The 22326-nt window shown below is 65.1% G+C and carries 18 protein-coding genes; 12 read left to right on the forward strand and 6 right to left on the reverse strand.

What is annotated here, in order from left to right:
• The first annotated feature begins 5 nt into the window (after positions 1 to 5).
• Both KTR40_RS15490 and KTR40_RS15495 read left to right on the forward strand, forming a co-directional pair.
• Positions 6 to 839, forward strand: coding sequence for a carbohydrate ABC transporter permease (locus tag KTR40_RS15490; protein ID WP_139030386.1), 834 nt, complete (start codon positions 6 to 8; stop codon positions 837 to 839).
• An 88-nt stretch (positions 840 to 927) separates the two neighbouring features.
• A complete protein-coding gene (locus tag KTR40_RS15495) occupies positions 928 to 2259 on the forward strand; it encodes an ABC transporter substrate-binding protein (RefSeq protein WP_228404306.1) in 1332 nt (443 codons plus the stop codon).
• Positions 2260 to 2337: 78 nt separating this feature from the next.
• Here the strand turns inward: KTR40_RS15495 and KTR40_RS15500 are convergent, their stop codons facing one another.
• Complete coding sequence (locus tag KTR40_RS15500) at positions 2338 to 3402, reverse strand: LacI family DNA-binding transcriptional regulator (protein WP_139030342.1); 1065 nt, start codon at positions 3400 to 3402, stop codon at positions 2338 to 2340.
• Between the two features lie 10 nt (positions 3403 to 3412).
• A complete protein-coding gene (locus KTR40_RS15505; protein ID WP_139030343.1) occupies positions 3413 to 4618 on the reverse strand; it encodes a Gfo/Idh/MocA family protein in 1206 nt (401 codons plus the stop codon).
• A gap of 213 nt (positions 4619 to 4831) precedes the next feature.
• Here KTR40_RS15505 and KTR40_RS15510 point away from each other — a divergent pair, with 213 nt between their 5' ends.
• The 5 genes from KTR40_RS15510 (at position 4832) to aroQ (ending at position 11133) form a co-directional block, all read left to right on the forward strand.
• Positions 4832 to 5773 (forward strand): carbohydrate ABC transporter permease, encoded by a 942-nt coding sequence (locus KTR40_RS15510; protein ID WP_228404307.1) that lies wholly within the window; start codon positions 4832 to 4834, stop codon positions 5771 to 5773.
• Positions 5774 to 5783: 10 nt separating this feature from the next.
• Entirely contained in the window at positions 5784 to 6710 is a 927-nt protein-coding gene (locus tag KTR40_RS15515) for a carbohydrate ABC transporter permease (RefSeq protein WP_228404308.1), read from the forward strand.
• 49 nt (positions 6711 to 6759) lie between these two features.
• Positions 6760 to 8100 (forward strand): sugar ABC transporter substrate-binding protein, encoded by a 1341-nt coding sequence (locus tag KTR40_RS15520; RefSeq protein WP_139030346.1) that lies wholly within the window; start codon positions 6760 to 6762, stop codon positions 8098 to 8100.
• A gap of 151 nt (positions 8101 to 8251) precedes the next feature.
• Complete coding sequence (locus KTR40_RS15525) at positions 8252 to 10444, forward strand: alpha-galactosidase (RefSeq protein ID WP_228404309.1); 2193 nt, start codon at positions 8252 to 8254, stop codon at positions 10442 to 10444.
• Positions 10445 to 10671: 227 nt separating this feature from the next.
• Entirely contained in the window at positions 10672 to 11133 is a 462-nt protein-coding gene (gene aroQ / locus KTR40_RS15530; RefSeq protein ID WP_139030348.1) for a type II 3-dehydroquinate dehydratase, read from the forward strand.
• Between the two features lie 3 nt (positions 11134 to 11136).
• On the opposite strand, the gene KTR40_RS15535 is transcribed toward aroQ, so the two are convergent.
• Positions 11137 to 12321 (reverse strand): MarP family serine protease, encoded by a 1185-nt coding sequence (locus KTR40_RS15535; protein WP_228404310.1) that lies wholly within the window; start codon positions 12319 to 12321, stop codon positions 11137 to 11139.
• A 251-nt stretch (positions 12322 to 12572) separates the two neighbouring features.
• Between KTR40_RS15535 and KTR40_RS15540 the strand changes: the two genes are divergently transcribed.
• Positions 12573 to 13250, forward strand: coding sequence for a Crp/Fnr family transcriptional regulator (locus KTR40_RS15540; RefSeq protein WP_050684013.1), 678 nt, complete (start codon positions 12573 to 12575; stop codon positions 13248 to 13250).
• 279 nt (positions 13251 to 13529) lie between these two features.
• Here the strand turns inward: KTR40_RS15540 and KTR40_RS15545 are convergent, their stop codons facing one another.
• The 3 genes from KTR40_RS15545 to KTR40_RS15555 are packed head-to-tail and all read right to left on the reverse strand — an operon-like array spanning position 13530 to position 15147.
• The gene (locus tag KTR40_RS15545; protein ID WP_139030350.1) at positions 13530 to 14441 is read right to left on the reverse strand and encodes an NUDIX hydrolase; all 912 of its coding nucleotides are present in this window, start codon (positions 14439 to 14441) and stop codon (positions 13530 to 13532) included.
• A gap of 15 nt (positions 14442 to 14456) precedes the next feature.
• Positions 14457 to 14990: a RidA family protein gene (locus tag KTR40_RS15550; RefSeq protein ID WP_139030351.1), complete on the reverse strand. Its 534-nt coding sequence runs from the start codon at positions 14988 to 14990 to the stop codon at positions 14457 to 14459.
• A 1-nt stretch (position 14991) separates the two neighbouring features.
• Positions 14992 to 15147, reverse strand: a complete 156-nt coding sequence (locus KTR40_RS15555; protein WP_003797879.1) for a DUF4177 domain-containing protein — start codon at positions 15145 to 15147, stop codon at positions 14992 to 14994.
• A 37-nt stretch (positions 15148 to 15184) separates the two neighbouring features.
• Here KTR40_RS15555 and KTR40_RS15560 point away from each other — a divergent pair, with 37 nt between their 5' ends.
• From KTR40_RS15560 to KTR40_RS15575, 4 genes are all read left to right on the forward strand, one after another.
• On the forward strand, positions 15185 to 17473 hold the full coding sequence (locus KTR40_RS15560) for a transglycosylase domain-containing protein (RefSeq protein ID WP_228404311.1): 2289 nt from the start codon (positions 15185 to 15187) through the stop codon (positions 17471 to 17473).
• A 6-nt stretch (positions 17474 to 17479) separates the two neighbouring features.
• Positions 17480 to 18427 (forward strand): metallophosphoesterase, encoded by a 948-nt coding sequence (locus KTR40_RS15565; protein WP_228404312.1) that lies wholly within the window; start codon positions 17480 to 17482, stop codon positions 18425 to 18427.
• A 158-nt stretch (positions 18428 to 18585) separates the two neighbouring features.
• Positions 18586 to 20406 (forward strand): ABC transporter ATP-binding protein, encoded by a 1821-nt coding sequence (locus tag KTR40_RS15570; RefSeq protein ID WP_228404313.1) that lies wholly within the window; start codon positions 18586 to 18588, stop codon positions 20404 to 20406.
• Positions 20403 to 22229, forward strand: coding sequence for an ABC transporter ATP-binding protein (locus KTR40_RS15575; protein WP_228404314.1), 1827 nt, complete (start codon positions 20403 to 20405; stop codon positions 22227 to 22229). Before KTR40_RS15570 ends, KTR40_RS15575 begins: the two co-directional genes overlap by 4 nt.
• Positions 22230 to 22326 lie beyond the last annotated feature (97 nt).

Here is a 22326-nt window from a genome sequence, read left to right on the forward strand (position 1 = left end):
GCGTCATGTCCCGCGGAGCAGCGATGCTCATCATGGGCGTCTTCACGCTCTACTTCCTGACCCCAATCTGGTGGCTGCTGGTGTCTTCGTCCAAGACGGGTGGAGAGATCACCAGCACCGCACCGCTGTGGTTCACTATGGATTCTTTTCCCACATTCATGGACAACCTCGGGGATCTCTTCACTTACAGTGACGGGGTTTTCGGGCGCTGGCTCGCCAACAGCGCCCTTTACGCGGGGGTAGGCGCCCTCCTGGGCACCGTCATCGCGGCCATGTGCGGCTATGCCCTGGCCAAATACGAGTTCCGTGGCCGGGAAGCCCTCTTCAACATCGTGCTCAGCGGGGTCCTGGTCCCGGCGACAGCCCTGGCGCTCCCGCTGTTCCTGATCTTCAGCGAAGTGAAGCTGACCAACACCCTGTGGGCCGTCTTCCTTCCGAGCCTGGTCAGCCCCTTCGGCGTGTACCTTGCCCGCATCTATGCCGCGGCCAGCGTCCCCACCGAGCTCCTGGAAGCTGCGCGGCTCGACGGGTCCTCCGAAGCCAGGACGTTCTTCACGGTCTCAACGCGCCTCATGGCCCCGGCGCTGGTGACCATCTTCCTGTTCCAGTTCGTCGCAATCTGGAACAACTTCTTCCTGCCCCTGATTATGCTCCGCGACCAGGTCCTATTTCCGGTCACGCTCGGCCTCTACGCATGGAACAGCCAAATCAGCCAGATTCCCGAGCTCCGCGTCCTGGTGATCGTCGGCGCACTTGTCTCAATCCTCCCGCTTATCGGAACGTTCCTTGCGCTTCAGCGCTTCTGGAGCAGCGGACTTGGCGCCGGAAGCGTCAAATAGCCCGCTCCCCTTCCCACCCAACGCGTCCCGCGGCTCCCGCCCGGTACACCCCCACTGACCCGGTACACCCCCATTGATAGGAATAGAAATGCGCGCGCATTACGGAAAAGCCACTGCCGCCTTTGCCATTGTTTCAGCGCTGGCCCTCGCCGGCTGCTCAGGCGGCGGAGGCACCACGGAAACCAAGGCCGCCGGATCCTGCGAACCCTCATCCGGTCCGGTCGAGCTGACCTTTACCACCTGGGTCCCCGGCATGGAAAAGGTGGTGGATCTGTGGAACAAGGAAAACGAAAATATCCAGGTCAAGGTACAGACCGGCCCCAACGGCAACTCCGGCACGTACCAGAACTTCTTCAACCAACTGCAGGCGGGCAACGCCCCGGACCTAGGCCAGATCGAATACGACGCCCTGCCCAACTTCCGCGTCCAGGACGGCCTTGAGAACATCGCCGCCTGCGAAGGAGTGTCCGACGCCCGGGACAAGTTCGTTGACTGGACGTGGGGCCAGGTCACCTTCGGCGAGGAAGGCTCCGTCTATGCCATCCCGCAGGACAGCGGACCGATGGCGATGTTCTACCGGGCGGATCTCTTCAAGGAGGCAGGCATCAAGGTTCCCACCACCTGGGACGAATACGCCGCGGCTGCCGAGCAGATTAGAGTCCGCGGTTCGTACATCACCAATTTCCCCCGCAGCGATGTCAACTGGTTCGCCGGCAACGTATGGCAGGCAGGCGGGCAGTGGTTTTCAAGCGCCAACGACCAGTGGGAGGTCAACCTGACCGGCGCCGAATCCGAGAAGGTGGCGAACTACTGGCAGGACCTGCTGGACAAGAACCAGGTATCCACGCTGCCGTCCTTCTCCGATGAGTGGAATGCCTCGTTCAATACCGGTCAGCAGTGGACCTGGGTCTCCGCGGTCTGGGGCGCCTCAACGCTGGCCAGCGGTGCCCCAGATACCGCCGGCAAGTGGGCTGTCGCCCCGATGCCTCAGTGGGAAGACGGTGGAAAGCCCGCCGGCAACTGGGGCGGTTCCTCCACCGCAGTCCTGAAGGGCACCAAGCACCCCTACGAGGCATCAAAATTCGCTCTGTGGTTGAACACGGATCCTGAAGCCCTGGCACTGGCCAATGAACTCGGCGGGCTCTACCCGGCTGCGAAGTCGGCCAAGGACCTCGCTGCGTTCACCGGCGGCGTGGACTACTTCGGCGGCCAGAAGATCTACGAAGTTTTCGCCGAGGCATCATCAAACGTCGATCCCAACTTCACCTGGGGCCCCACCATGACCCAGACCTACACCGACGTCTCTGATGGTTTCGGCAAGGCCGTAGGAGGCAACGGCACCCTTCTGGATGCGCTCAAGAACGGCGAAAAGAAGACCATCGATTCCCTCAAGTCCCAGTCGATCCCCGTCAAGGAATAGCCCCAGCGTCAAAGCATGGCTTCCTGAAACAACTGGGCCATCACTTCCGCTGCCGGCGGAGGTGATGGCCCAGGCCATTTAAGGATTTACGTGTCCCGGGGAACCACCCTCGGATGGCGTCCAAGGGCAGCCGCAGGACTGCCTGATCTGGAGTTTCGTGGGGAAAATCCGGTGCCGTGGCGTCTCCCCGCGGGTTGCCCCCACCAGAGCGGCAACCGCCGCTTCGGCCATGGCGGCTACGGGCTGCTCCACGGTGGTGAGCGGCGGCCACGAGTACTCGGCTTCGATGGAACCGTCGAAGGACACTACGGCTATCTCACCTGGAACATCCAAGCCCGCCTCATGCACCGCCCGCAACAGGCCCACTGCCTGTGTGTCCGAGGTGGCAAAGATGGCAGTCGGCCGGTTCACCGAGGCAATCAGGCGCTGGCCCGCGAGGTAGCCCCCGGGCCACGTGAATCCGCTGTAGACGATGGGCCCCTCCGGCAGACCGGCAGCCTGCAAAGCCTGGCGCCAGCCCACCTCGCGGCCATCGAGGCTGCCGGATACGTTGGTGCCCATGGCCAGCCCGATGTTGGTATGGCCATGGCCGATGAGGTGTTCCACGGCCATCCGCGCCCCCTCGGCCAGGTCCACGCCAATACTGTTGAACCCCGGGGCGTCCCGCTCCTGGTTCAGAAGGACCGCCGGGATGTCTGCCGTTTCCAGTACCTCAAGGTCCGGTTCAAAAAGGACGCTGGCCAGCAGGACGCCGTCCACCTGGCGGGCAGCCAGGTTGCGCACGTTTCGGCGCTCCTTGGCGAGGTTCCCGTCGGAATTGCTGAGCACCAGTGCGTAGCCGCGCTCCGCGGCGGCGTCCTCAACAGCGTGGGCGAACTGCGAGAAGAACGGGTTGCTGTTGTCCGGGATAACCAGTCCGAGTGTCTCGCTGGAGCCCAGCTTGAGCGCGCGGGCCGCCGCGTTGGGGCGGTAGCCCAGGACACGGATGGCATCCTGGACCTTCGCTTCGGTGGCCGGGGCCACTTTCTTGGGTCCGCCGTTGACCACGTAGCTGACGACGGCGGTGCTTACGCCGGCATAGCGCGCAACATCCTTGCGGGTTACGGGGCCGCCTCGCGCGGCCTGTACTGCCGGAGTAGTCATGCTGTCCATATTAGGTACCCGTACCCGGCGCATCGCCAAAGTCACGGATGGGGAGCCGTTCGCCGTTGTTGAGGGCGGACTGGTGGGCAACGATCCCGGGAAGGGTGAAGCGGGCGGCCACCCAGGCGTTCACCGGAGGCAGGGTGCCGTTGTTGACCGCAGTCACGAAGTCGTCCACCAGGAAATGGTGGCTGCCCTCGTGGCCGTTGGGCGCGCCCAGGAACTCCTCCGGAAGCCGCCCGGGATCATGGACCGGGGCCAGGCCGGAGACGAAGGCGTCCCTCAGTTCTGGTGCAACGTTCGCCAGCGAGGGGTCATCGAGGGGGATGCTGGGCCGCGTCTCCATCTGTTCGGAGATGTCGTGGACGTTCTGCTTGTCCTGCCAGACGGACACCTTGGCGAGCTGCTCGAAGCTGGCCTCCGTTCCGAAGAACCGGAACCGTGACTCGCGGATGTGGGAGGGGTAGCCCACCCGGCGCATCTCGTTGGTGCGCATTACCCCGCCGTCGTTCAGCTCAAACAGCGCGGTGGCGTTGGAGAAGTCGTTGCCGAACATGCTGACGTCCTTGTCAAAAACACCGTCGTTGCGGTCATCCCTGACGCCCACACAGCTGACGCTGACTGCGTGCGCCGGGACTGCTCCCAGCACGCCGCCAACAGCGTGGGTGGGGTACAGCATGGGCGGGTAGCTGGCGGTTTCCTTCCAGCGGTCGCCGCCGCTGTACTGGTACGCCTCGTAGAAGCCCAGATCCATGTCGTGGACGTAGTCCCCTTCGGAATAGAAGATCCGGCCGAACTTGCCGGCAGCATGTTGGTTCCGCGCGTACACCGTGGCCGGGTTGTAGTAGCTGGTCTCACCCATCATGTACACCAGGCCGGTTTCCCGGACGGCCTCGATGATCCGCGCTATTTCCTCTTCCGAAATGGCCATGGGAACAGCCGAATAGACGTGCTTGCCCGCCCGGAGCGCCTGCTCCACGAGCGGACCATGGGTCCAGCGCTGCGTGAAGACCGCCACGGCGTCGACGTCGGAGGCCAGGAGGTCCTCGAAAGTCGCCATCGTGCTGGCCAAGCGGTATCGCTCCACGGCCTCGGCGGCGCGGCGGGGAACGTCGTCGACGGCGAAGACGCTGCTGACGCCCGGGTGGAGGTTGAACAGGTGTGCGAACTGTGCGCCGAACTGGCCCACTCCCACCACGCCAATTGAAAACGTCATCGTCTGCCTTTCAAGGAGTCTTGGGAGTGGCGCGGCAAGCGCTCTCCGTGCGGCTTCCCAGTGTTTCATCGCTTTCTACTCGAGTCAACAACCCAGTGAATGGACTAAAACCCATTCGGGAGAATAAAAAATTGGCTCTTGCCGTCAGCTAATCTACTCGTGTAGATTGCTTCTCGAGTTGTTATCCACATCACAGTCAGGAAAGGGTCGACGATGACCACCCTTGCCAAGCACGCGAGACCAACACCATCCACGTCGGGCGGCCCACGCCCATCCGGCGGATACCGCCGGCTGGGTGATCTGAAGATCGCCCTGCTCTTCATTGCTCCGGCGATGATCGGGTTCATCGTCTTCTACGTTGTCCCGACGATTCGCGGCGTGTACCTCAGCTTCACCGAATACAACATCCTCGGAGACCCGGAATGGGTGGGGATGGGGAATTACACCGCCATCGCCAAGGATCCCCTCTTCTGGAACTCCCTGGCTGTCACCGGACAGTACGTTTTCCTGAACATCGTCCTCCAAACGGCCCTCGCCCTGGGCCTGGCACTCCTGATGCACCAGGTGGCCAAGTCCACCATCATCCGTGGAGCCCTGCTGCTGCCGTACCTGATGTCCAACGTCATAGCGGCACTGCTGTGGTTCTGGATGCTCGATTACCAGATCGGCGTGGTCAACCAGTTCATCGAGTGGGCCGGGCTGTCCCGCGTGGCCTTCTTTGGCAGTGAAGAATGGGCCATCCCCACCCAGGCGCTGATCAACACATGGCGGCACATGGGTTACACCGCGCTGCTGATCTTTGCCGGCCTGCAGGCTATCCCCGGCCACGTGTATGAGGTGGCGAAGCTGGACGGCGCGACCCCGTTCCAGACCTTTGCCAAAATCACCATTCCGCTGCTGCGGCCTGTGCTGGTCCTCGTCCTGGTTGTCACGGTGGTTGGTTCCTTCCAGGTATTCGACACCGTTGCCGTCACCACAGCCGGCGGGCCGGTGAACGCCACCCGCGTGATCCAGTACTACATCTACCAGCGGGCCTTCACCGAGTCGGACTTCGGCTACGGATCCGCCATCGCCGTCATTCTCTTCCTCATCCTCGCCCTGGTGGCCTTCATCCAGATGAAGTTCCTCAAGGGCAACGAGTCGGACCTGGACTAAGGAGTCCTCCATGACTACCACCACAAACCGTGCGCCGCTGCCAGCCGCAACCCGCCGCCGTCGGCCCTTCAACGTCCGCCGCGCAGGCGCCTGGGCCCTCCTGGTCCTCGCCATCGCAGTCTCAGTCCTTCCTTTCCTCTGGGTCCTGCGCACGGCGCTGTCCACCAACAACGCCCTGGCCACCAACGCCACCAGCCTCTTGCCGGCAGAATTCACCTTCGGGGCCTTCAAACGGGTTTTCGGCCTGCAGTCACCGGCTGAGGCGGTGGCGGAAGGCGGCTCCGGCGCAGCCATCGACTTCTGGCTCTACCTGCGCAACTCCATCGTCTTCTCCTCGATCACCACAGCAGGCGCAGTGTTCTTCAGTGCGATGGCCGCCTATGCCTTTGCCCGGCTGCGTTGGAAGGGCCGGAACGCCGTCTTCAGCCTCTTCCTTGGCACCATGCTGGTCCCGCCGATCTTCACCGCCCTGCCCAACTTCCTGCTGATCAAGAACCTGGACCTGCTCAACACCATGCTGGGAATGGTCCTGCCGTACGTCTTCATGACGCCGTTTGCCATCTTCTTCCTCCGCCAGTTCTTCCTGAACATGTCCAGGGAGGTGGAAGAGGCGGCCATGCTCGACGGCGCCAAGCACCTGCGCATTTTCTTCCAGATTGTGCTTCCCAACGCCGCCGCCCCGATTGCCACACTGGCGCTCCTTACATTCATCGGCCAGTGGAACGAATACTTCTGGCCGCTCCTGGTCGGTTCCCAGGACGACGTCCGCGTGCTGCAGGTTGGCCTCGGCGTCTTCAAGTCGCAGTCCCCGCAGGGCGCGCCGGACTGGTCCGGCCTGATGGCGGCGACCCTCATTTCGGCCCTCCCCGTCCTGATCCTCTTCGCCGCCTTCGGCAAGAAAATCGTCAACTCCATCGGCTTCTCCGGCATCAAATAAGAACCCCATTCCCCGCCTCCCCTCCCATCCCCAAAAGGAAAGTAGAACCATGAAGAAATCCCTCGGCGCCGTTGCCGTTGCCGCAGCTGTGGCACTCTCCCTGTCCGCCTGCAGCGGATCCTCCTCCTCGGCAGAATCAGCCAAGGGCGAGATCAGCTACTGGCTCTGGGACGCCAACCAGCTCCCCGCCTACCAGCAGTGCGCCGACGACTTCACCAAGGCCAACCCGGACATCAAGGTCAAGATCACCCAGCGCGGCTGGGACGACTACTGGAGCACCCTCACCAACGGCTTTGTTGGCGGCACCGCACCGGACGTGTTCACCAACCACCTGGGACGCTACGGCGAACTGGCAGAAAACAAGCAGCTGCTGGCCATCGACGACGCCGTGCAGAAGGACAACATCGAGCTGACCGCCTACAACGAAGGCCTCGCCGACCTCTGGGTGGGCCAGGACGGCAAGCGCTACGGCCTGCCGAAGGACTGGGACACCATCGGCCTCTTCTATAACAAGGCCATGCTCGCCGGCGCCGGGGTCAGCGAGGACCAGATGAAGGACCTCACCTGGAACCCGGAGGACGGCGGCAGCTACGAGAAGGTCATCGCACACCTCACCGTGGACAAGAGCGGCAAGCGCGGCGACGAGCCCGGCTTCGACAAGAACAACGTGGAGGTCTACGGGCTGGGCCTGAACGGCGGCGGCGACTCCTCGGGCCAGACCGAGTGGAGCTACCTCACCAACACCACCGGCTGGTCCCACACGGACAAGAACCCGTGGGGCACCCACTACAACTATGACGACCCCAAGTTCCAGGCAAGCATGGAGTGGTTCGCCGGGCTGGCCGACAAGGGCTACATGCCCAAGCTGGAGACCACCGTCGGTGCGGCCATGGCCGACACCTTTGCTGCCGGCAAGTCCGCCATCAACGCCCACGGCTCGTGGATGATCGGGCAGTACACCGGCTACAAGGGCATCGAGGTGGGCATCGCGCCCACCCCTATTGGCCCCGAAGGCGAGCGCGCCTCCATGTTCAACGGCCTGGCTGATTCCATCTGGGCGGGCACCAAGAAGAAGGACGCGTCCATCAAGTGGGTGGAGTACCTTGCCTCTGCTGACTGCCAGGACGTCGTCGCCTCCAAGGCGGTCGTCTTCCCGGCTTTGAAGGCCTCGTCGGAGAAGGCCGAAGAAGCCTTCAAGGCCAAGGGCGTGGACGTCACCGCCTTCACCGAGCACGTCAAGAACAAGACCACCTTCCTGTACCCGATCACGGACAACACCGCCAAGGTCAAGGGCATCATGGAGCCGGCCATGGACGCCGTGGTTTCCGGCAAGGCGCCGGCGAGCTCCCTCACCCAGGCCAACGAACAGGTCAACGCCCTCTTCAAGTAGGCCCCGAATCCGTGGCTGCGTATATGGTCGCAGCCACCACCCGGCTGGATGCCGTCGCCCCTCCTCGCGGCGGCGGCATCCACCACACCCACTGGACTGATGACCCACGCTTCCGGGTCTACACGCACGAATCAACACTGAAAGAGATCTTATGGACCCCCTCCACCTCCGTTCCGCCGGCACCAGCCTGGTGATCAGCTTCGACAGCGGAGAGGCCGAGGTCATCCATTGGGGTGCGGACCTGGGCACCACCTTGCCGGACCTGGCCATCCTCACCGCCCCGGTCCCCCACTCCGCCATCGACGCGCGCGTTCCGGCGGGCCTCCTCCCCCAGGCTTCGTCGTCGTGGCGCGGCAGGGCCGCCCTGCGCGGTTCCAGGACGGCCGACGGCGTCTCCGGACTTGATTTCTCGCCCCGACTCCGCGTTGTCACGGCCAGCGTCGCCGGCGGTTCTGCCACCATCGTCCAGTCGGATCCTGATGCCGGACTCACGGTGGAATCCGCCCTCTCCCTGCACGACGGCGGCCTGCTGGAGCTGCGGCACACCGTCACCAACGACGGCACCACCCCTTACCAGCTCGACGAACTGGCGACCGTCCTCCCGGTGGCGCCTGACGCCGTCGAACTCCTCGACCTCACCGGCCGCTGGTGCCGCGAACGCCACCCGCAGCGCCGGGCCATCCAGCAGGGGACGTGGGTCAGGACCGGCCGGCACGGCCGCACCGGGCACGACTCCTCCCTGCTGTTCGCCGCCGGCACGGCCGGCTTTGGAAACCGGCATGGCAAAGTCTGGGCAACGCACCTGGCATGGAGCGGCAACCACGAGCAGTTTGCCGACACCATCGGTGATGGCCGAACCATGATTGGCGGTTCAGAGCTCCTGGGCCCTGCCGAGGTCATCCTTCAGGCAGGCGGAAGCTACACAACGCCCGCCCTGTTCGCCGCCTACTCTGACAAGGGACTGGACGGGGTCACCGAAGCCTTCTACAGCTGGTTCCGGTCCCGGCCGCACCACGTGCTCCCCGCCGCTTCCACGGGCCAACCCGCCGGAAAGCCGCGCCCGGTGGTGCTCAACACCTGGGAGGCCGTCTACTTTGACCACAACCTGGACACGCTGATTGAGCTGGCCGAGTCCGCCGCCGATCTTGGCGTGGAGCGCTTCGTGCTCGACGACGGCTGGTTCCGCGGCCGCCGCGACGACCACGCCGGCCTCGGCGACTGGTACGTGGATGAAAGCCTGTGGCCCAAGGGGCTGACGCCGCTCATCGAGGCCGTCACCTCGCGCGGCATGGAGTTCGGGCTCTGGGTGGAGCCGGAAATGGTCAACCTGGATTCGGACATTGCCCGGGCACATCCGGACTGGATTGTTGGCCCGTCAGCCGTCCACCACAAGGACGGCGGGCGCCTTCCCTTGGAATGGCGCAACCAGCACATAATCGACCTGGTGAACCCCGAAGCGTGGCAGTACATCTTCAGCCGTATCGATGCGCTCCTCAGCGAAAACAACATCAGCTACCTGAAGTGGGACCAGAACCGGGACCTCATCGAGCATGGCCATGCCGGCCGCTCCTCGGTCCATGAGCAGACCCTGGCCGCCTACCGGCTGTTCGACGAGCTCCGCAAAGCACATCCCGGCGTCGAAATCGAATCCTGCTCCTCCGGTGGGGCACGCGTGGACCTGGGGATCCTGGAGCGGACGGACCGGATCTGGGGCTCCGACTGCAACGATGCGCTGGAGCGGCAGACCATCCAGCGCTGGACCGGCGCGGTGGTCCCGCCGGAACTGGTGGGCAGCCACATCGGCCCCACCACCTCGCACACCACCGCCCGCACGCACGATCTCTCCTTCCGCGCCATTTCCGCGCTGTTCGGCCATTTCGGCATGGAATGGGATGTCCGGCAGGTCACCGGTGCTGAGCGTGAAGAACTCAAGCGCTTCATCGCCCTGTTCAAGGAACACCGCGGACTGATCCACAGCGGCCGCCGCATCCACGCGGACGTTGCCGGCGACGCCCTGCTGCTGCACGGCGTCGTCACGGAGGCGCCTGCGGCCGAAGGCACGACGGCGGGCCTGTTCGCCCTGGTGAGCACCCGCACCTCCGCTGCCGAGGTGCCGGGCCGGCTGGGCATCCCCGGGCTGGACCCAGACCGGAGCTACAGCGCAGAAGCAATCTTCCCCACCCCGGACGACGCCGATTACGGCCACACGTACACCCAGGTGCAGCCGCCGGCCTGGCTGGCGGACGGAGCGGTGGCAACCGGACGCTTCTTCGCCGAGGTGGGCCTGCCCATGCCCAACCTGAACCCCGAGCACGCGCTGCTGGTGAAGTTCACCGCGCTTTAGGAACCATCGATTGCTCCGCGGGTGTCGTTTTCACGCTTCATAACGCGCGGGCCCACGCCGGCAGGGTTCCCTGGCCGTGGAACCGCCCCGGCGAGGGCCCCGGCCCGAGCTTGCGAGGGCAGGGAGCCGGTGCGGCCTTGCGAGGCTAGGGGGCCGGTGGGGACCAATCGATGGGGAGCGGACGTAAGAATGCGCGGCGCCCAAAGCCAGCCGATAGATTGTCATCCATGAATGAAGCCTCCACCGACCCTGCCGCCCGCCGCACCATCCTGGTGATCAACGGACCCAACCTGAACCTGTTGGGCACCCGCGAGCCGGAAAAGTACGGCACCTCCACGCTGGCGGATGTGGAGCAGTTGGCGGCGGCAGCCGCCGAGGCCCACGGCTTCACGGCCGAATGCGTCCAGTCCAACCATGAAGGCGTCCTGCTCGACGTTATTCACGCCGCCCGGAGCAACGCCGCGGGCATCGTCATCAATGCGGGGGCCTTCACCCACACCTCAGTAGCCCTGCGCGACGCCCTCGCTGCCGTGCAGCTCCCCGCCGTCGAAGTCCACATCACCAATGTGCACCAGCGGGAAGAATTCCGGCACCACTCGTTCCTGTCCCCGGTCTGCTCCGCGGTCATCGTGGGCGCCGGGGTGACCGGCTACAGGCTGGCCATCGACTACCTGGCCGAAGTCCTCTAGCCGCTACTTCTGGATGCACTGCCCGGCAGACACGGGGGCACTCAACGACGCCGCCTGTGTGGCCACGGGGTTCAGGTCATCCATGGTGATGGCAAATCCCATGTCCGTGTCCGAGGTGGCCTTGGCGAAGATCACCCCTGCCACTTGCCCCCCGGTGGTCAGCAGCGGGCCGCCCGAGTTCCCGGGCTGCACGTCCCCGGCCAGGCGGTAGATCTCCTCCGGGGACGCGTTGTTGCCGTAGATGTCAGGCACCATCACCGTGGTGATGTCCTGGACCGTGGCGGGCTTGGACTGGAAAGGGCCGCCGTGGGGGTAGCCGGCAAAGGCGGCGGGGCTGCCGTTGGGCAGGTCCGCGCTCAGTGCCAGCGGATCCGCGGGGAGGTTGTCCACGGCGAGCACCGCGAGGTCATGCTTGGTGTCGAAGTAGACGACGCGCCCGGGCATCGCCCCGCCGTCGGGCAGTTCCACCACCGGCTCCGACACGCCCGCCACAACATGCGCGTTGGTGACCACCCGGTCCGTGGAAACCACAAACCCGGTGCCTGTCTGGTTCTGGCCGCACTGGTAGGCGGTGCCCGCGATCCTGAGCACGGAACCGGCGGCGCGGTTGAGGGCGGGTGTATCGGTGCTGGCGTTCGGCACCGGCACCGCCGGCCCCTGTTCCAGGCCCTCAAGCAGTGTGGGAATGCCGTTGCCGATCACTGTGGAGCGAAGCTGCGCCATAGTGGCCTTGACGGGGTCCGGGGTCAGGCCATCGATAAAGCGGATGACCTTTGATTCAGCCAACTGCTGGGACACAAGCGGCACGCCCAGGGAGCTGATGCTGAAGGCCAGCATGGACATCACCAGCGCGGAAACCACCACGTTGACGGCTCCGCCGATCAGGCGGTCCACCGCGCGCAGGGGCCGGATCCGCACCGCGCCGCGGATATGCCGGCCCGCCATTGTCCCCAGGCCATGTCCCAGGACCACCAGTACGACGGCGGCTGCCACAATGGCGGTCAGCCTCCATCCGGAGTCCTGGACAAAGTCGCTCACCAGGGGAACTGCAAAAAAGGCTGCCACTGCTCCGGCAGCAAAGCCCGCAATACCGCCGGCTGTCACCAGGAAACCGTTGCGCAGGCCGTAAACCAGATAGGACAGCAACGCCAGGATCAGGACCAGGTCCAGGACAGTCAAGCCGACCACTGAGGCTCCTTATTAAGCAGTTGAAACCCCATTCTAATGTTGGACGCTGACAATATTCTGGACAGCTCCCCGCCCTGCTGGCCCTCGGCAGTCCCCTAGCCCGCCGCCTTCCATGCCATCCGCGATTGGTCCGGACCGGCCGTTCCGGCCCTGCATCAGGGCGTTTTGACTGCCAAGTTCGTCACAGAACCTTGAAAATTCTGAAACAATGGCACAAGCGCCACAGCCGACACTTTTATTCAGGAGATTTCATGGACATCGAGGTACTGCGCCGAGCACCCCTTTTCGCCACGCTCGACGACGACGCATTCCGTCTGCTGACGGACGAGCTCACCGAGGTGGACCTGTCCCGCGGCGCTTCGGTGTTCCGTGAGGGCGACCAGGGCGACCAGCTTTACTTCATCGTCTCCGGCAAGGTGAAGCTCGGCCGCACCTCACCCGATGGCCGCGAATCGCTCCTGGCAATCCTGGGCCCGGGTGAACTCTTCGGCGAGATGGCCCTCTTCGATCCAAGCCCGCGCACCGCAACTGCAACCGCCGTCTCGGAGACCCGCCTTGCGGGCCTCCGGAATGAGAGCCTGAACACACTGCTCCGCACCCGACCCGAGGTCTCCGCACAGTTGCTGCAAGCCTTGGCCCGCCGCCTGCGCCGCACCAACGATTCGCTGTCCGACCTCGTATTCTCCGATGTTCCCGGCCGCGTTGCCAAGGCCCTGCTTGACCTGGCAGACCGCTTCGGCCGCCCGGCAACGGACGGTGTCCTGGTGGCCCACGAGCTCACCCAGGAAGAACTCGCCCAGCTGGTCGGTGCGTCCCGCGAAACCGTCAACAAGGCCCTCGCCGAATTCGTCCAGCGCGGCTGGCTCCGGCTCGAAGCCCGCGCCGTTGTCATCCTGGACATGCAGCGCCTCCGCCAGCGCTCCCGCTAGCACCCCACCGCCCCAGCCCCGGCCCCGGCCCCGGCCAAACGCTCTCTCACTCGATGCGCTAAAACCACCGACGCTCTCCCACTCGATGCGGTAAAACCACGGACGCTCTCTCACTCGATGCGCTAAAACCACGGACGCTCTCTCACTTTCCTCAGGAAAGCGAGAGAGCGTCAGTGGAAAACCAGCGTTAAGTGAGAGAGCGTCCGTGGAAAACCAGCGTTAAGTGAGAGAGCGTCGCAAGTGGGCCGGGCTTCGAGCGGGCCCGGCCCACCCGCGGAACTACCGCTCGCGCTGGGGGTCGTCCGGGGTTGTCTTGGCGGCCTCGACTTCGAGCATGAGCTTGCCATCCTCTTCAACCAGGACCGGCTGGTAGACGTGGGCCTTGCGCTTGTAGCTCAGGTAGGCGATGCAGCCGTTGGCCATGGCCATCTTTTCGAGCATGATTTCGGAGCCCGGGACCAGGAGCTCGCCCAAGGTTCGGCCCACCGTGTTTTCCTGGCCCACCTCATCGCCCAGGGCGGTGGTATCACGTTCAGCGATCAGGTCGGCAGCATTCACCCAGCGCCCCCAGACGCCCTTGCCGTCCAGCAGGGTGGGCTGTTGGTTCAGGGGCACTGTGGCCGCGAAGTAGCGGGTGTCGAACCGGCGGTGCGCGAAATCCGGGCTGCGCCAGTTGACCAGGGACTTCAGCAGGTCTGTCCGGACGGACAATCCCCGCTTTGCCAGGACTTCCGGAAACGTCTTTTCCTGCTCCGCAACGGCAACGCGGGCACGCATCCACTCGGGGGTTGACGTCGCTTCAACCGTACTGGCCATGTCTGGGCCGGCCAGCAACACACCCGTTTCCTCGAAGAGTTCGCGGATGGCGCCCAGCACGTGTCGCCGCGCCAGTCCGACGTCGTCCGTTCCCATCTGCTCAGCCCAATGCTGGGGCGAGGGACCCAACCAACCGACCGGATCGTCGTCGGCCGCGTCCAGCGACCCGCCGGGGAAGGCGAGGACGCCCAGCGGCGAGGACCCCGGCCGGTAGGCCAGCCAGGTTTCCAGGCCCGTGGGGGAATCGCGCAGGAGGACCACCGAGGAGGCAAGGCGGGCCGCGCGGGGCGTCCGCTCGCCGTGTTCGAGCCAGCTCTGCGCGGCCCCTTCAAGGTCCTGGGGAAGAGCAAAAAGCCGTCGAGCTAGCTGAGGCAAGAGAAACGACCGGTCCTAGCTGAATTCCGCTATGAGTTCGACCTCAACGGGAGAATCGAGCGGCAGCACGGAGACGCCGACGGCGGAACGGGCGTGCTGCCCCGCGTCACCGAGCACGCGCCCCAGCAATTCCGAGGCGCCGTTGATGACGCCCGGCTGTCCTGTGAAGGACGGATCGGACGAGACGAAACCCACAACTTTGACAATGCGGGTGATCCGGTCAAGGTCCCCAATGACGCTCTTGACAGCTGCCAGGGCGTTGACGGCGCAGATCGCCGCGAACCGCTGGGCGTCTTCGGGGGAAACCGTGGGCTCGTCGGCGAAGCCTTCGGTTCCTGCCGACACTTTGCCGGTTGCCGGGAGTTTGCCGTTAATGAAGGGCAGCTGTCCCGAGGTGTATACGTGGTTGCCGGAGATCACGGCAGGGACGTAGGCGGCCACCGGTGCGGCGACCTCGGGCAGGGCGAGCCCCAGGTCTGCCAGCCGCTGCTCAACAGCCGAAACAGGCGCCGTTGCCGCGCCGGGAGCAGCCTCTGCGGAGGTGCCCATGCTACTGCTTCTCCCTCTTGAGGTAGGCGACCAGGCCGTTGCCGTCCGGTCCGGGGACCACTTGGACAAGCTCCCAGCCGTCGTCTCCCCACTGGTCCAGGATCTGCTTTGTGGCGTGAATAATGAGCGGAATCGTCGCGTACTCCCATTTGGTCATGAGAGAAAGACTAGTCCTTGCCGGTAAAGTGGAAAACATGGCGACTCGTACGAACCCATTATTCGACACTGCCACCACCCTTGGTAAGATCCTCGTTTTCCTTGGCGTGAGTGCTATTTGCGGTGTCCTGGTAGCAGGCCTGCTGGTTCCCGCGGCGGCCGTTTCAGGCAGCGCAGCGAGCGGTTCCATCGAGTTCTTCGACACCCTTCCGGCTGAGCTGAAGGTTGACCCGCCCAACCAGACCACCAGGATCCTGGCCGCGGACGGCAGCGAGATCGCCAGCGTCTACACCGAGAACCGCACCAAGGTCGCCCTGGACCAGATCTCGCCCTTCGTTAAGGAAGCTGTCATCGCCGTCGAGGACAGCCGTTTTTATGATCACGGGGGCGTGGACACGACCGGTATCCTCCGCGCGCTGGTCAGCACCGCCCGCGGCAACAAGCAGGGCGCATCCACCATCACGCAGCAGTACGTGAACAACGTCCTCAACGCCAACCTCGCAGCCGAGGGCAACGAGGACCAGATCAAGCTCAACGGTGTGAACAAGGGCGTGGGCGACAAGCTCCGCGAGATGAAGCTGGCCATCGCCCTGGAAAAGGAGTTCAGCAAGGAGCAGATCCTTGAGGGCTACCTGAACATCGTCTTCTTCAACCGCGACGCCTACGGCATCGAGGCCGCGTCCCGCTTCTTCTTCAGCACCAGCGCCAAGGACCTCACCCTTCCGCAGGCGGCGCTGCTGGCCGGACTCGTCAACAGCCCGTCCGCATTCGACCCCATCAACAATCCGGAGAACGCCAAGCAGCGCCGCGACCTGGTGCTGGGCCTGATGCTGGGCCAGCGAAAGATCACCCAGGCGGAGCATGATGCCGCCGTGGCCACCCCCGTGGAGACCAAGGTGACACAGCCCAAGCAGGGCTGCGCCTACGCGTCCACCGCACCCTACTTCTGCGACTACGTGCTGCACCTGCTGGAGAACAACCCGGCGTACGGCGCGGACCGTGAAGAGCGCCTCCGCCTCATCTACGGCGGCGGCCTGACCATCACCACCACGCTGGACCCGAACGCCCAGGCCGTGGCGCAGGAGCAGGTCAACGCCTCAGCCGGCGCCAACCCGGACAAATGGGGTGCCGCCATGGTCTCCGTGCAGCCCAACACCGGCAAGATCGTCTCGATGGCCCAGAACACCTCCTTCCTGCCCGCCGAAGGCGCCTTCGATTCCCAGGTGAACTTCAACGTGGACAAGCTGGACAAGGACGGCAACGACCTCAACGGCCTCGGCGGCGCCCAGCCCGGCTCTACCATGAAGCCGTTCACCTTCGCTGAATGGCTCAACGAGGGCAAGTCCATGAATACCGTGGTCAACGCGGCCCAGCGCCGCTACCCGCTGAACTTCCCGTGGCGCAACAGCTGCGGCCAGGTCACGGGCGCCTACAACACGGCGCAGAAGTCGCTCGGCGCCGCCGACGATCTTCAGAACGCCGAACCACAGTGGTACCGCCCGCTGTCGGTCCTGGAGGGCCTGTACAACTCCATCAACACCGTGACTTTCGCTTCGGCGGCGCAGCTGGACTTCTGCGGAATCCAGAAGATCGTGGACGCCACCGGCCTTCACGGCGGCCTTCCCGCTGATGGTGACCCGAACCCGAAGATCAACATGTCCACGCTGGGCAACCTGCTGGGTTCCACCCAGACGGCCCCGCTGACCATGGCCAGCGCCTTCGCCACGTTCGCGAACGACGGCAAGTACTGCGAACCCATCGCCATCACTGCTGTGACCGACCAGACCGGGGCGACCCTGCCGGCACAATCCAGCAGCTGCCGGGACGCGGTCAAGCCTGAGGTTGCCCGCGGCGTGAACTACGCACTCCAGGAAGTCCTGAACCGCGGCTCCGGTTCACTGATCCAGCCCAGGATTTCCACCCGCACCAGCTTCCCGATCGGTGCCAAGACCGGTACGTCCAACAACAACGGGTCCACCTGGGTTGTAGGACACACCACGGGCCTGGCCACGGCTGCCTGGTTTGGCGACGCACTCGGCGCCCAGGACCGGTCCGGCCAGAACATCACGGTCAACGGGAAGTTCTACCCCGGCATCGACGGTTACATGATCGCCGGCCCGATGTTCTCGAACTTCATGTCCCGGATCGCGCCGGCCTACGGCACCAACCCGTTCCCGGCCCCGCCCAGCAACCTCCTGAACGGCGGCACCGGCAGCCGCACGCCCGCCACGACGGCACCGCAGGCAACCCAGGCACCGGCTCCGGCACCCGCCACCCAGCCCGCCCCCGCGCCCGCGCCGGGCAACAGCGATAAGAACAAGAACTAGCCGCCGATGATTTCAACCAGCGAGTTGGCCAGCCGCGCCCGGACCATCGGGCGCGGCTTTGCCGTCACCGCAGGGACCGGGGCCGCCGCGGGAATGGCCGCTTTCGGGTACGGCCTGTGGGAGAAAAACCAGTTTGTGCTCCGCGAAGAGACCGTGGCCATCCTGCCGCCGGGAAAGAACCCGTTCCGGATCCTGCACCTGAGTGACATCCACTTTGTTCCGGGCCAGAAGAAGAAGGCTGCATGGCTGCAGTCCCTGGCCGAGCTCCAGCCGGACCTGGTGGTGAACACGGGCGACAATCTCAGCCATGCCAAGGCGGTGGATCCCCTCCTGGCCGCGCTCCGCCCGCTGCTGGAGTTCCCCGGTGTCTTTGTCCCCGGCTCCAATGATTACTTCGCCCCCAGCCTCAAGAATCCCGCCTCGTACCTGCTGGGGCCGTCCAAGGCCAAGCCCAAGCCGACGGCGCTGGACTGGCCGCGGCTGCGGTCAGGGTTCGGGATGGGCGGCTGGGTGGACCTGACCAACCGCCACCAGTCCCTGGTCCTGAACGGCATGCGCTTTGACTTCTCCGGAGTGGACGATCCCCACCTGCAGCGCGAGCGGTACGCAGGGTGGCCGCGCGGGACCGTGAACCAGGACGCCGCGGACCACCTCAAGGTGGCCGTGATCCATGCGCCGTACCAGCGGGTGCTGGACCATTTCACGGAGGACGGCGCTGACCTCCTGCTCGCCGGCCACACCCATGGCGGGCAGCTGTGCATCCCTGGCTATGGCGCACTGGTGGCCAATTGCGACCTCCCCACCTGGCGGGCGAAGGGCCTGCATGACTGGAGCAGCAACGGACGCACGACGCCGGTCAACGTCTCGGGCGGCATCGGCACCTCGCGCTTCGCCCCGGTGAGGATCGCCTGCCGGCCGGAGGCCGTCCTGCTGACCCTGACCTCACCCGCCTGACTCCGTCGCCCTGTCCCTGACAGCTCCCCACGGGCATGTTTGGGGACCAGGAGTGATGGGGCATCGGGGCAGTTGAAGTGTCTGTGAATCGCCTCACGCCATGGCATAGGGTAGTTGCTACGGGAAACTACATTCGTTTTAGAGCTTGAGAAGCGGTCATGGCCAGGCAAACTCCATTTTTTCGATCGATCAGTCGTCTCTACCCCCATGTCCGGCCCATCATTCCCCGGCTCGTGCTGGGACTCCTTTGCGCGTTGCTGGCCAGCGTGGTGGCCCTGGCAATCCCCCAGGTCCTGAGGGTCCTGGTCAACGAATCGCTGCAGCCGGGCGGCGCCACCGGGGCGGTCTGGCTGTCGGCCGGGATCATCCTGGTCCTGGGCGTCGCAGAAGCGGGACTGGTGGCACTCCGCCGGCAGTTCGTCATCAATCCGGCCACCACAGTGGAAACCCGGATGCGCGTCTCCCTCTATGACCATCTCCAGGAACTGACGGTCTCCTTCCACGACCGCTGGGGTTCCGGCCAGCTCCTGTCCCGCGCCATGACCGACCTGAATTTCCTGCGCCGCTGGATGGCGTTCGGGGCCATCATGCTGGTGGTCACCACGCTCACCGTGATCATCGGCATAACCGTCATGTTCACCATGAGCTGGCAGCTGGCCCTGATCTTCCTGGCCGCGGCCGTGCCCATCATGGCGTACAGCTTCCGGTTCCGGACCCGCTTCAGCAAAGTGGCGCGCCGCAGCCAGGACCAAGCGGGGGATCTTGCAACCACGGTGGAGGAGTCCGTCCACGGCATCCGCGTGCTCAAGGCCTTCGGCCGCAGCCGCGAAGCCCTCGAAAACTTCGAAGGACAAGCCGAAGAGCTCCGCCAGACTGAGATCGACAAGGCGCGCCACCAGGCCATGTTCACCATGGTGGTCACGCTGCTGCCGGAGCTCGCCCTCGGAGCAGGCCTGGTGGTGGGGATCATGTTGTGCTCCAGCGGGCAGCTCAGCATCGGCGCCCTGGTGGCCTTCTTTGCCACGGCGGCAGTCATGGCATCACCCGTTGAATTCTCCGGAATGCTGCTGGCCATGGCACTCACGGCCAAGTCCGCCGTCGACCGCCACTACGAAGTGATGGATACTGTCAACACCATCACCAGTCCCCCGGAACCGCGGCGGCCGCGGCAGCTGGCCGGTGCGCTTCGTTTCAACAAGGCCAGCTTCGCCTTCGAGGATGCCCCGGACAAGCCCATCCTGAAGGACATCAACCTGGAGCTGCGCCCCGGTGAGACCATGGCCCTGGTGGGGATCACGGGCAGCGGCAAGAGCGCCCTGATCCAGTTGGTGCCGCGCCTGTATGACGTCACCGACGGCTCCATCAGCATTGACGGCGTGGACCTGAGGGACTTCGAGGTGGAGGAACTCCGCCGCATCGTGGGCGTGGCTTTCGAGGACACCACGCTGTTCTCCAACTCCGTGCGGGACAATGTGCTCCTCGGGGCACCGGAGCGCACCGAGGCCGCGCTGGATGAGGCGCTGGACGTGGCGCAGGCGCACTTCGCGTATTCCCTCCCGGAGGGCGTGGACACGCTGATCGGCGAGGAGGGCCTCAGCCTGTCCGGCGGCCAGCGCCAGCGGATTGCGCTGGCCCGCGCCATTGCCGCCCGCCCGCGGGTGCTGGTGCTGGATGACCCGCTGTCAGCCCTGGACGTCCACACGGAGGAGCTGGTGGAGACCCGGCTCCGGACTGTCCTGAAGGACACCACCACGCTGATCGTCGCGCACCGGCCGTCCACTGTGGCCCTCGCGGACCGGGTGGCGCTCCTTGAGCAAGGCAGGATCGTCGCCGTCGGAACCCACACAGAGCTGCTGGCGGGCAACGACCACTACCGTTACGTCATCGCCAGCCTGGACCAGGAACCCCGGGACCTGGACTCGGAACTGTCAGACCTTGAGGAAGAGGCCGACATCCACGAAGCGGAGGCCACCCGATGAGCGCCGCGGCATTCGGCACCGCCAACGAAGACAACGCCCACCTCAGCAAGAGCGACAGCAGGGCTGTACGACGGCGGTCGCTGGCCCTGTTGCGCTCGCTGATCCGGCCGGTCCGGCTGCGCTTCTGGGTGACCATCGCCATGGTGGTCCTGTCCCAGGCGGCACGCGTGGCCGGCCCGGCGCTGATCGCCTTCGGCATCGACCGCGCACTTCCCGCCCTGCAGGCCGGGGACAACACGCCCCTGGTGCTCACCGGCGTCGCCTACCTGCTCGCAGCCATAGCGACGGCGGGGCTCACGGCTTTGTACGTCACGTCCACCGCAAAGCTGAGCCAGGCTATGCTGCTGGACCTGCGCCTCCGGGTCTTCCGTCATACCCAGCGGCTCAGCCTCGAGTTCCACGAAAAGTACACCTCCGGCCGGATCATTGCCCGGCAGACCTCGGACCTGGAGGCCCTCCGGGAGCTCCTGGACTCCGGTGTCAGCTCGCTGGCCTCCGGCATGCTGTTCATGGTCTTCACCGCCATCACCGTGTTCGCCCTGGACTGGCGCAGCGGGCTCCTGGTGCTGGCCGCCGGCGTTCCCATGTTCTTCCTGGCCCGCTGGTACCAGAAACACTCGCAGATCGCCTTCCGGGAATCGCGCGTGGTCTCCGCCCGGCTGATTGTGCATTTTGTGGAAACCATGACAGGCATCCGCGCCGTCAAGGCCTTCCGCAAGGAGCAGGAAAACTCCGGGCGCTACGGCCAGCTCGCAGAGGACTACCGGCGGGTCACCGTCCGGTCCATCAACCTCAACGGCATCTTCCAGCCGGGGCTGGTGCTGGTGGGCAACGTGTGTGTGGCGGTGGTCCTCCTGTTCGGCGGCTTCCGCGTCCTTGGCGGGGAGCTGGAGGTCGGGGTGCTCCTGGCACTCATCCTGTCCACCAAGCGGTTCTTCCAGCCCGTGGACCAGATGGCCATGTTCTACAACTCATTCCAGAGTGCACAGGCCGCGCTCGAGAAGGTTTCCGGGCTCCTTGAGGAGGTGCCCACGGTCCGGCCGCCAAAAAGTCCCGTCGCCCTCAAGGATGCCAAGGGTGCCATCGACTTCAATGGCGTCGAATTCCGTTATGGTGATGGTCCTGTCATCGTGCCCACCCTGGACCTGCACATCCCGGCGGGGCAGACGGTTGCCCTGGTGGGCCAGACGGGAGCCGGGAAATCCACCCTGGCCAAGCTGATAGCCCGGTTCTACGACGTCACTTCGGGCTCGATCACGCTCGACGGCATCGACCTCCGGAACCTGGGCACCACCGACCTGCGCCGCAACATTGTTATGGTCACCCAGGAAGCGTTCCTGTTCAGCGGCTCGGTGGCGGACAACATCGCCTTGGGCCGGCCGGAAGCGTCGCGGGCGGAGATCGAGGAAGCCGCCAAAGCAGTGGGCGCCCACCACTTCATCATGGCGCTCCCCGAAGGTTATGACACTGACGTCAACAAGCGCGGCGGTCGCGTGTCATCCGGCCAGCGGCAGCTCATCAGCTTTGCCAGGGCCTTCCTGGCCCGTCCCGCCGTGCTCATCCTGGACGAGGCCACATCCTCTCTGGACATCCCTTCCGAAAGGCTGGTGCAGCAGGGCCTGGCCCGGCTCCTCTCGGGCACGGAGGCGGCCCGCAGAACTGCCCTGATCATCGCCCACCGCCTGTCCACCGTGGAAACCGCGGACCGGGTGCTGGTGGTGCACGACGGCCGCATCGTTGAGGACGGCAGCCCGGCCCAGCTCATCGGTGGTGGCGGACGCTTTGCCGACCTGCATGGAGCATGGAAGGACTCGCTGGTCTGATCCCAGTCCTTCGACTCACCGGCAGCCCTGGCGGCGGCTTAGGATTTCGCATCGGACCCCGGCATCGGCTATCCTTGTAAAGTTGCTTTTGCAGCGG

Source organism: Pseudarthrobacter sp. L1SW, from assembly GCF_020809045.1.
Classification (GTDB): domain Bacteria; phylum Actinomycetota; class Actinomycetes; order Actinomycetales; family Micrococcaceae; genus Arthrobacter.

What these genes read in the sequence shown, in the direction of transcription:
- KTR40_RS15570 (WP_228404313.1), top strand. Translation starts at nt 18,586, where the DNA reads ATGGCCAGGCAAACTCCATTTTTTCGATCGATCAGTCGTCTCTACCCC.
- KTR40_RS15520 (WP_139030346.1), top strand. Translation starts at nt 6,760, where the DNA reads ATGAAGAAATCCCTCGGCGCCGTTGCCGTTGCCGCAGCTGTGGCACTC.
- KTR40_RS15505 (WP_139030343.1), bottom strand. Translation starts at nt 4,618, where the DNA reads ATGACGTTTTCAATTGGCGTGGTGGGAGTGGGCCAGTTCGGCGCACAG.
- KTR40_RS15510 (WP_228404307.1), top strand. Translation starts at nt 4,832, where the DNA reads ATGACCACCCTTGCCAAGCACGCGAGACCAACACCATCCACGTCGGGC.
- KTR40_RS15555 (WP_003797879.1), bottom strand. Translation starts at nt 15,147, where the DNA reads ATGACCAAATGGGAGTACGCGACGATTCCGCTCATTATTCACGCCACA.
- aroQ (WP_139030348.1), top strand. Translation starts at nt 10,672, where the DNA reads ATGAATGAAGCCTCCACCGACCCTGCCGCCCGCCGCACCATCCTGGTG.
- KTR40_RS15560 (WP_228404311.1), top strand. Translation starts at nt 15,185, where the DNA reads ATGGCGACTCGTACGAACCCATTATTCGACACTGCCACCACCCTTGGT.
- KTR40_RS15565 (WP_228404312.1), top strand. Translation starts at nt 17,480, where the DNA reads ATGATTTCAACCAGCGAGTTGGCCAGCCGCGCCCGGACCATCGGGCGC.
- KTR40_RS15540 (WP_050684013.1), top strand. Translation starts at nt 12,573, where the DNA reads ATGGACATCGAGGTACTGCGCCGAGCACCCCTTTTCGCCACGCTCGAC.
- KTR40_RS15515 (WP_228404308.1), top strand. Translation starts at nt 5,784, where the DNA reads ATGACTACCACCACAAACCGTGCGCCGCTGCCAGCCGCAACCCGCCGC.
- KTR40_RS15495 (WP_228404306.1), top strand. Translation starts at nt 928, where the DNA reads ATGCGCGCGCATTACGGAAAAGCCACTGCCGCCTTTGCCATTGTTTCA.
- KTR40_RS15490 (WP_139030386.1), top strand. Translation starts at nt 6, where the DNA reads ATGTCCCGCGGAGCAGCGATGCTCATCATGGGCGTCTTCACGCTCTAC.
- KTR40_RS15575 (WP_228404314.1), top strand. Translation starts at nt 20,403, where the DNA reads ATGAGCGCCGCGGCATTCGGCACCGCCAACGAAGACAACGCCCACCTC.
- KTR40_RS15500 (WP_139030342.1), bottom strand. Translation starts at nt 3,402, where the DNA reads ATGACTACTCCGGCAGTACAGGCCGCGCGAGGCGGCCCCGTAACCCGC.
- KTR40_RS15525 (WP_228404309.1), top strand. Translation starts at nt 8,252, where the DNA reads ATGGACCCCCTCCACCTCCGTTCCGCCGGCACCAGCCTGGTGATCAGC.
- KTR40_RS15550 (WP_139030351.1), bottom strand. Translation starts at nt 14,990, where the DNA reads ATGGGCACCTCCGCAGAGGCTGCTCCCGGCGCGGCAACGGCGCCTGTT.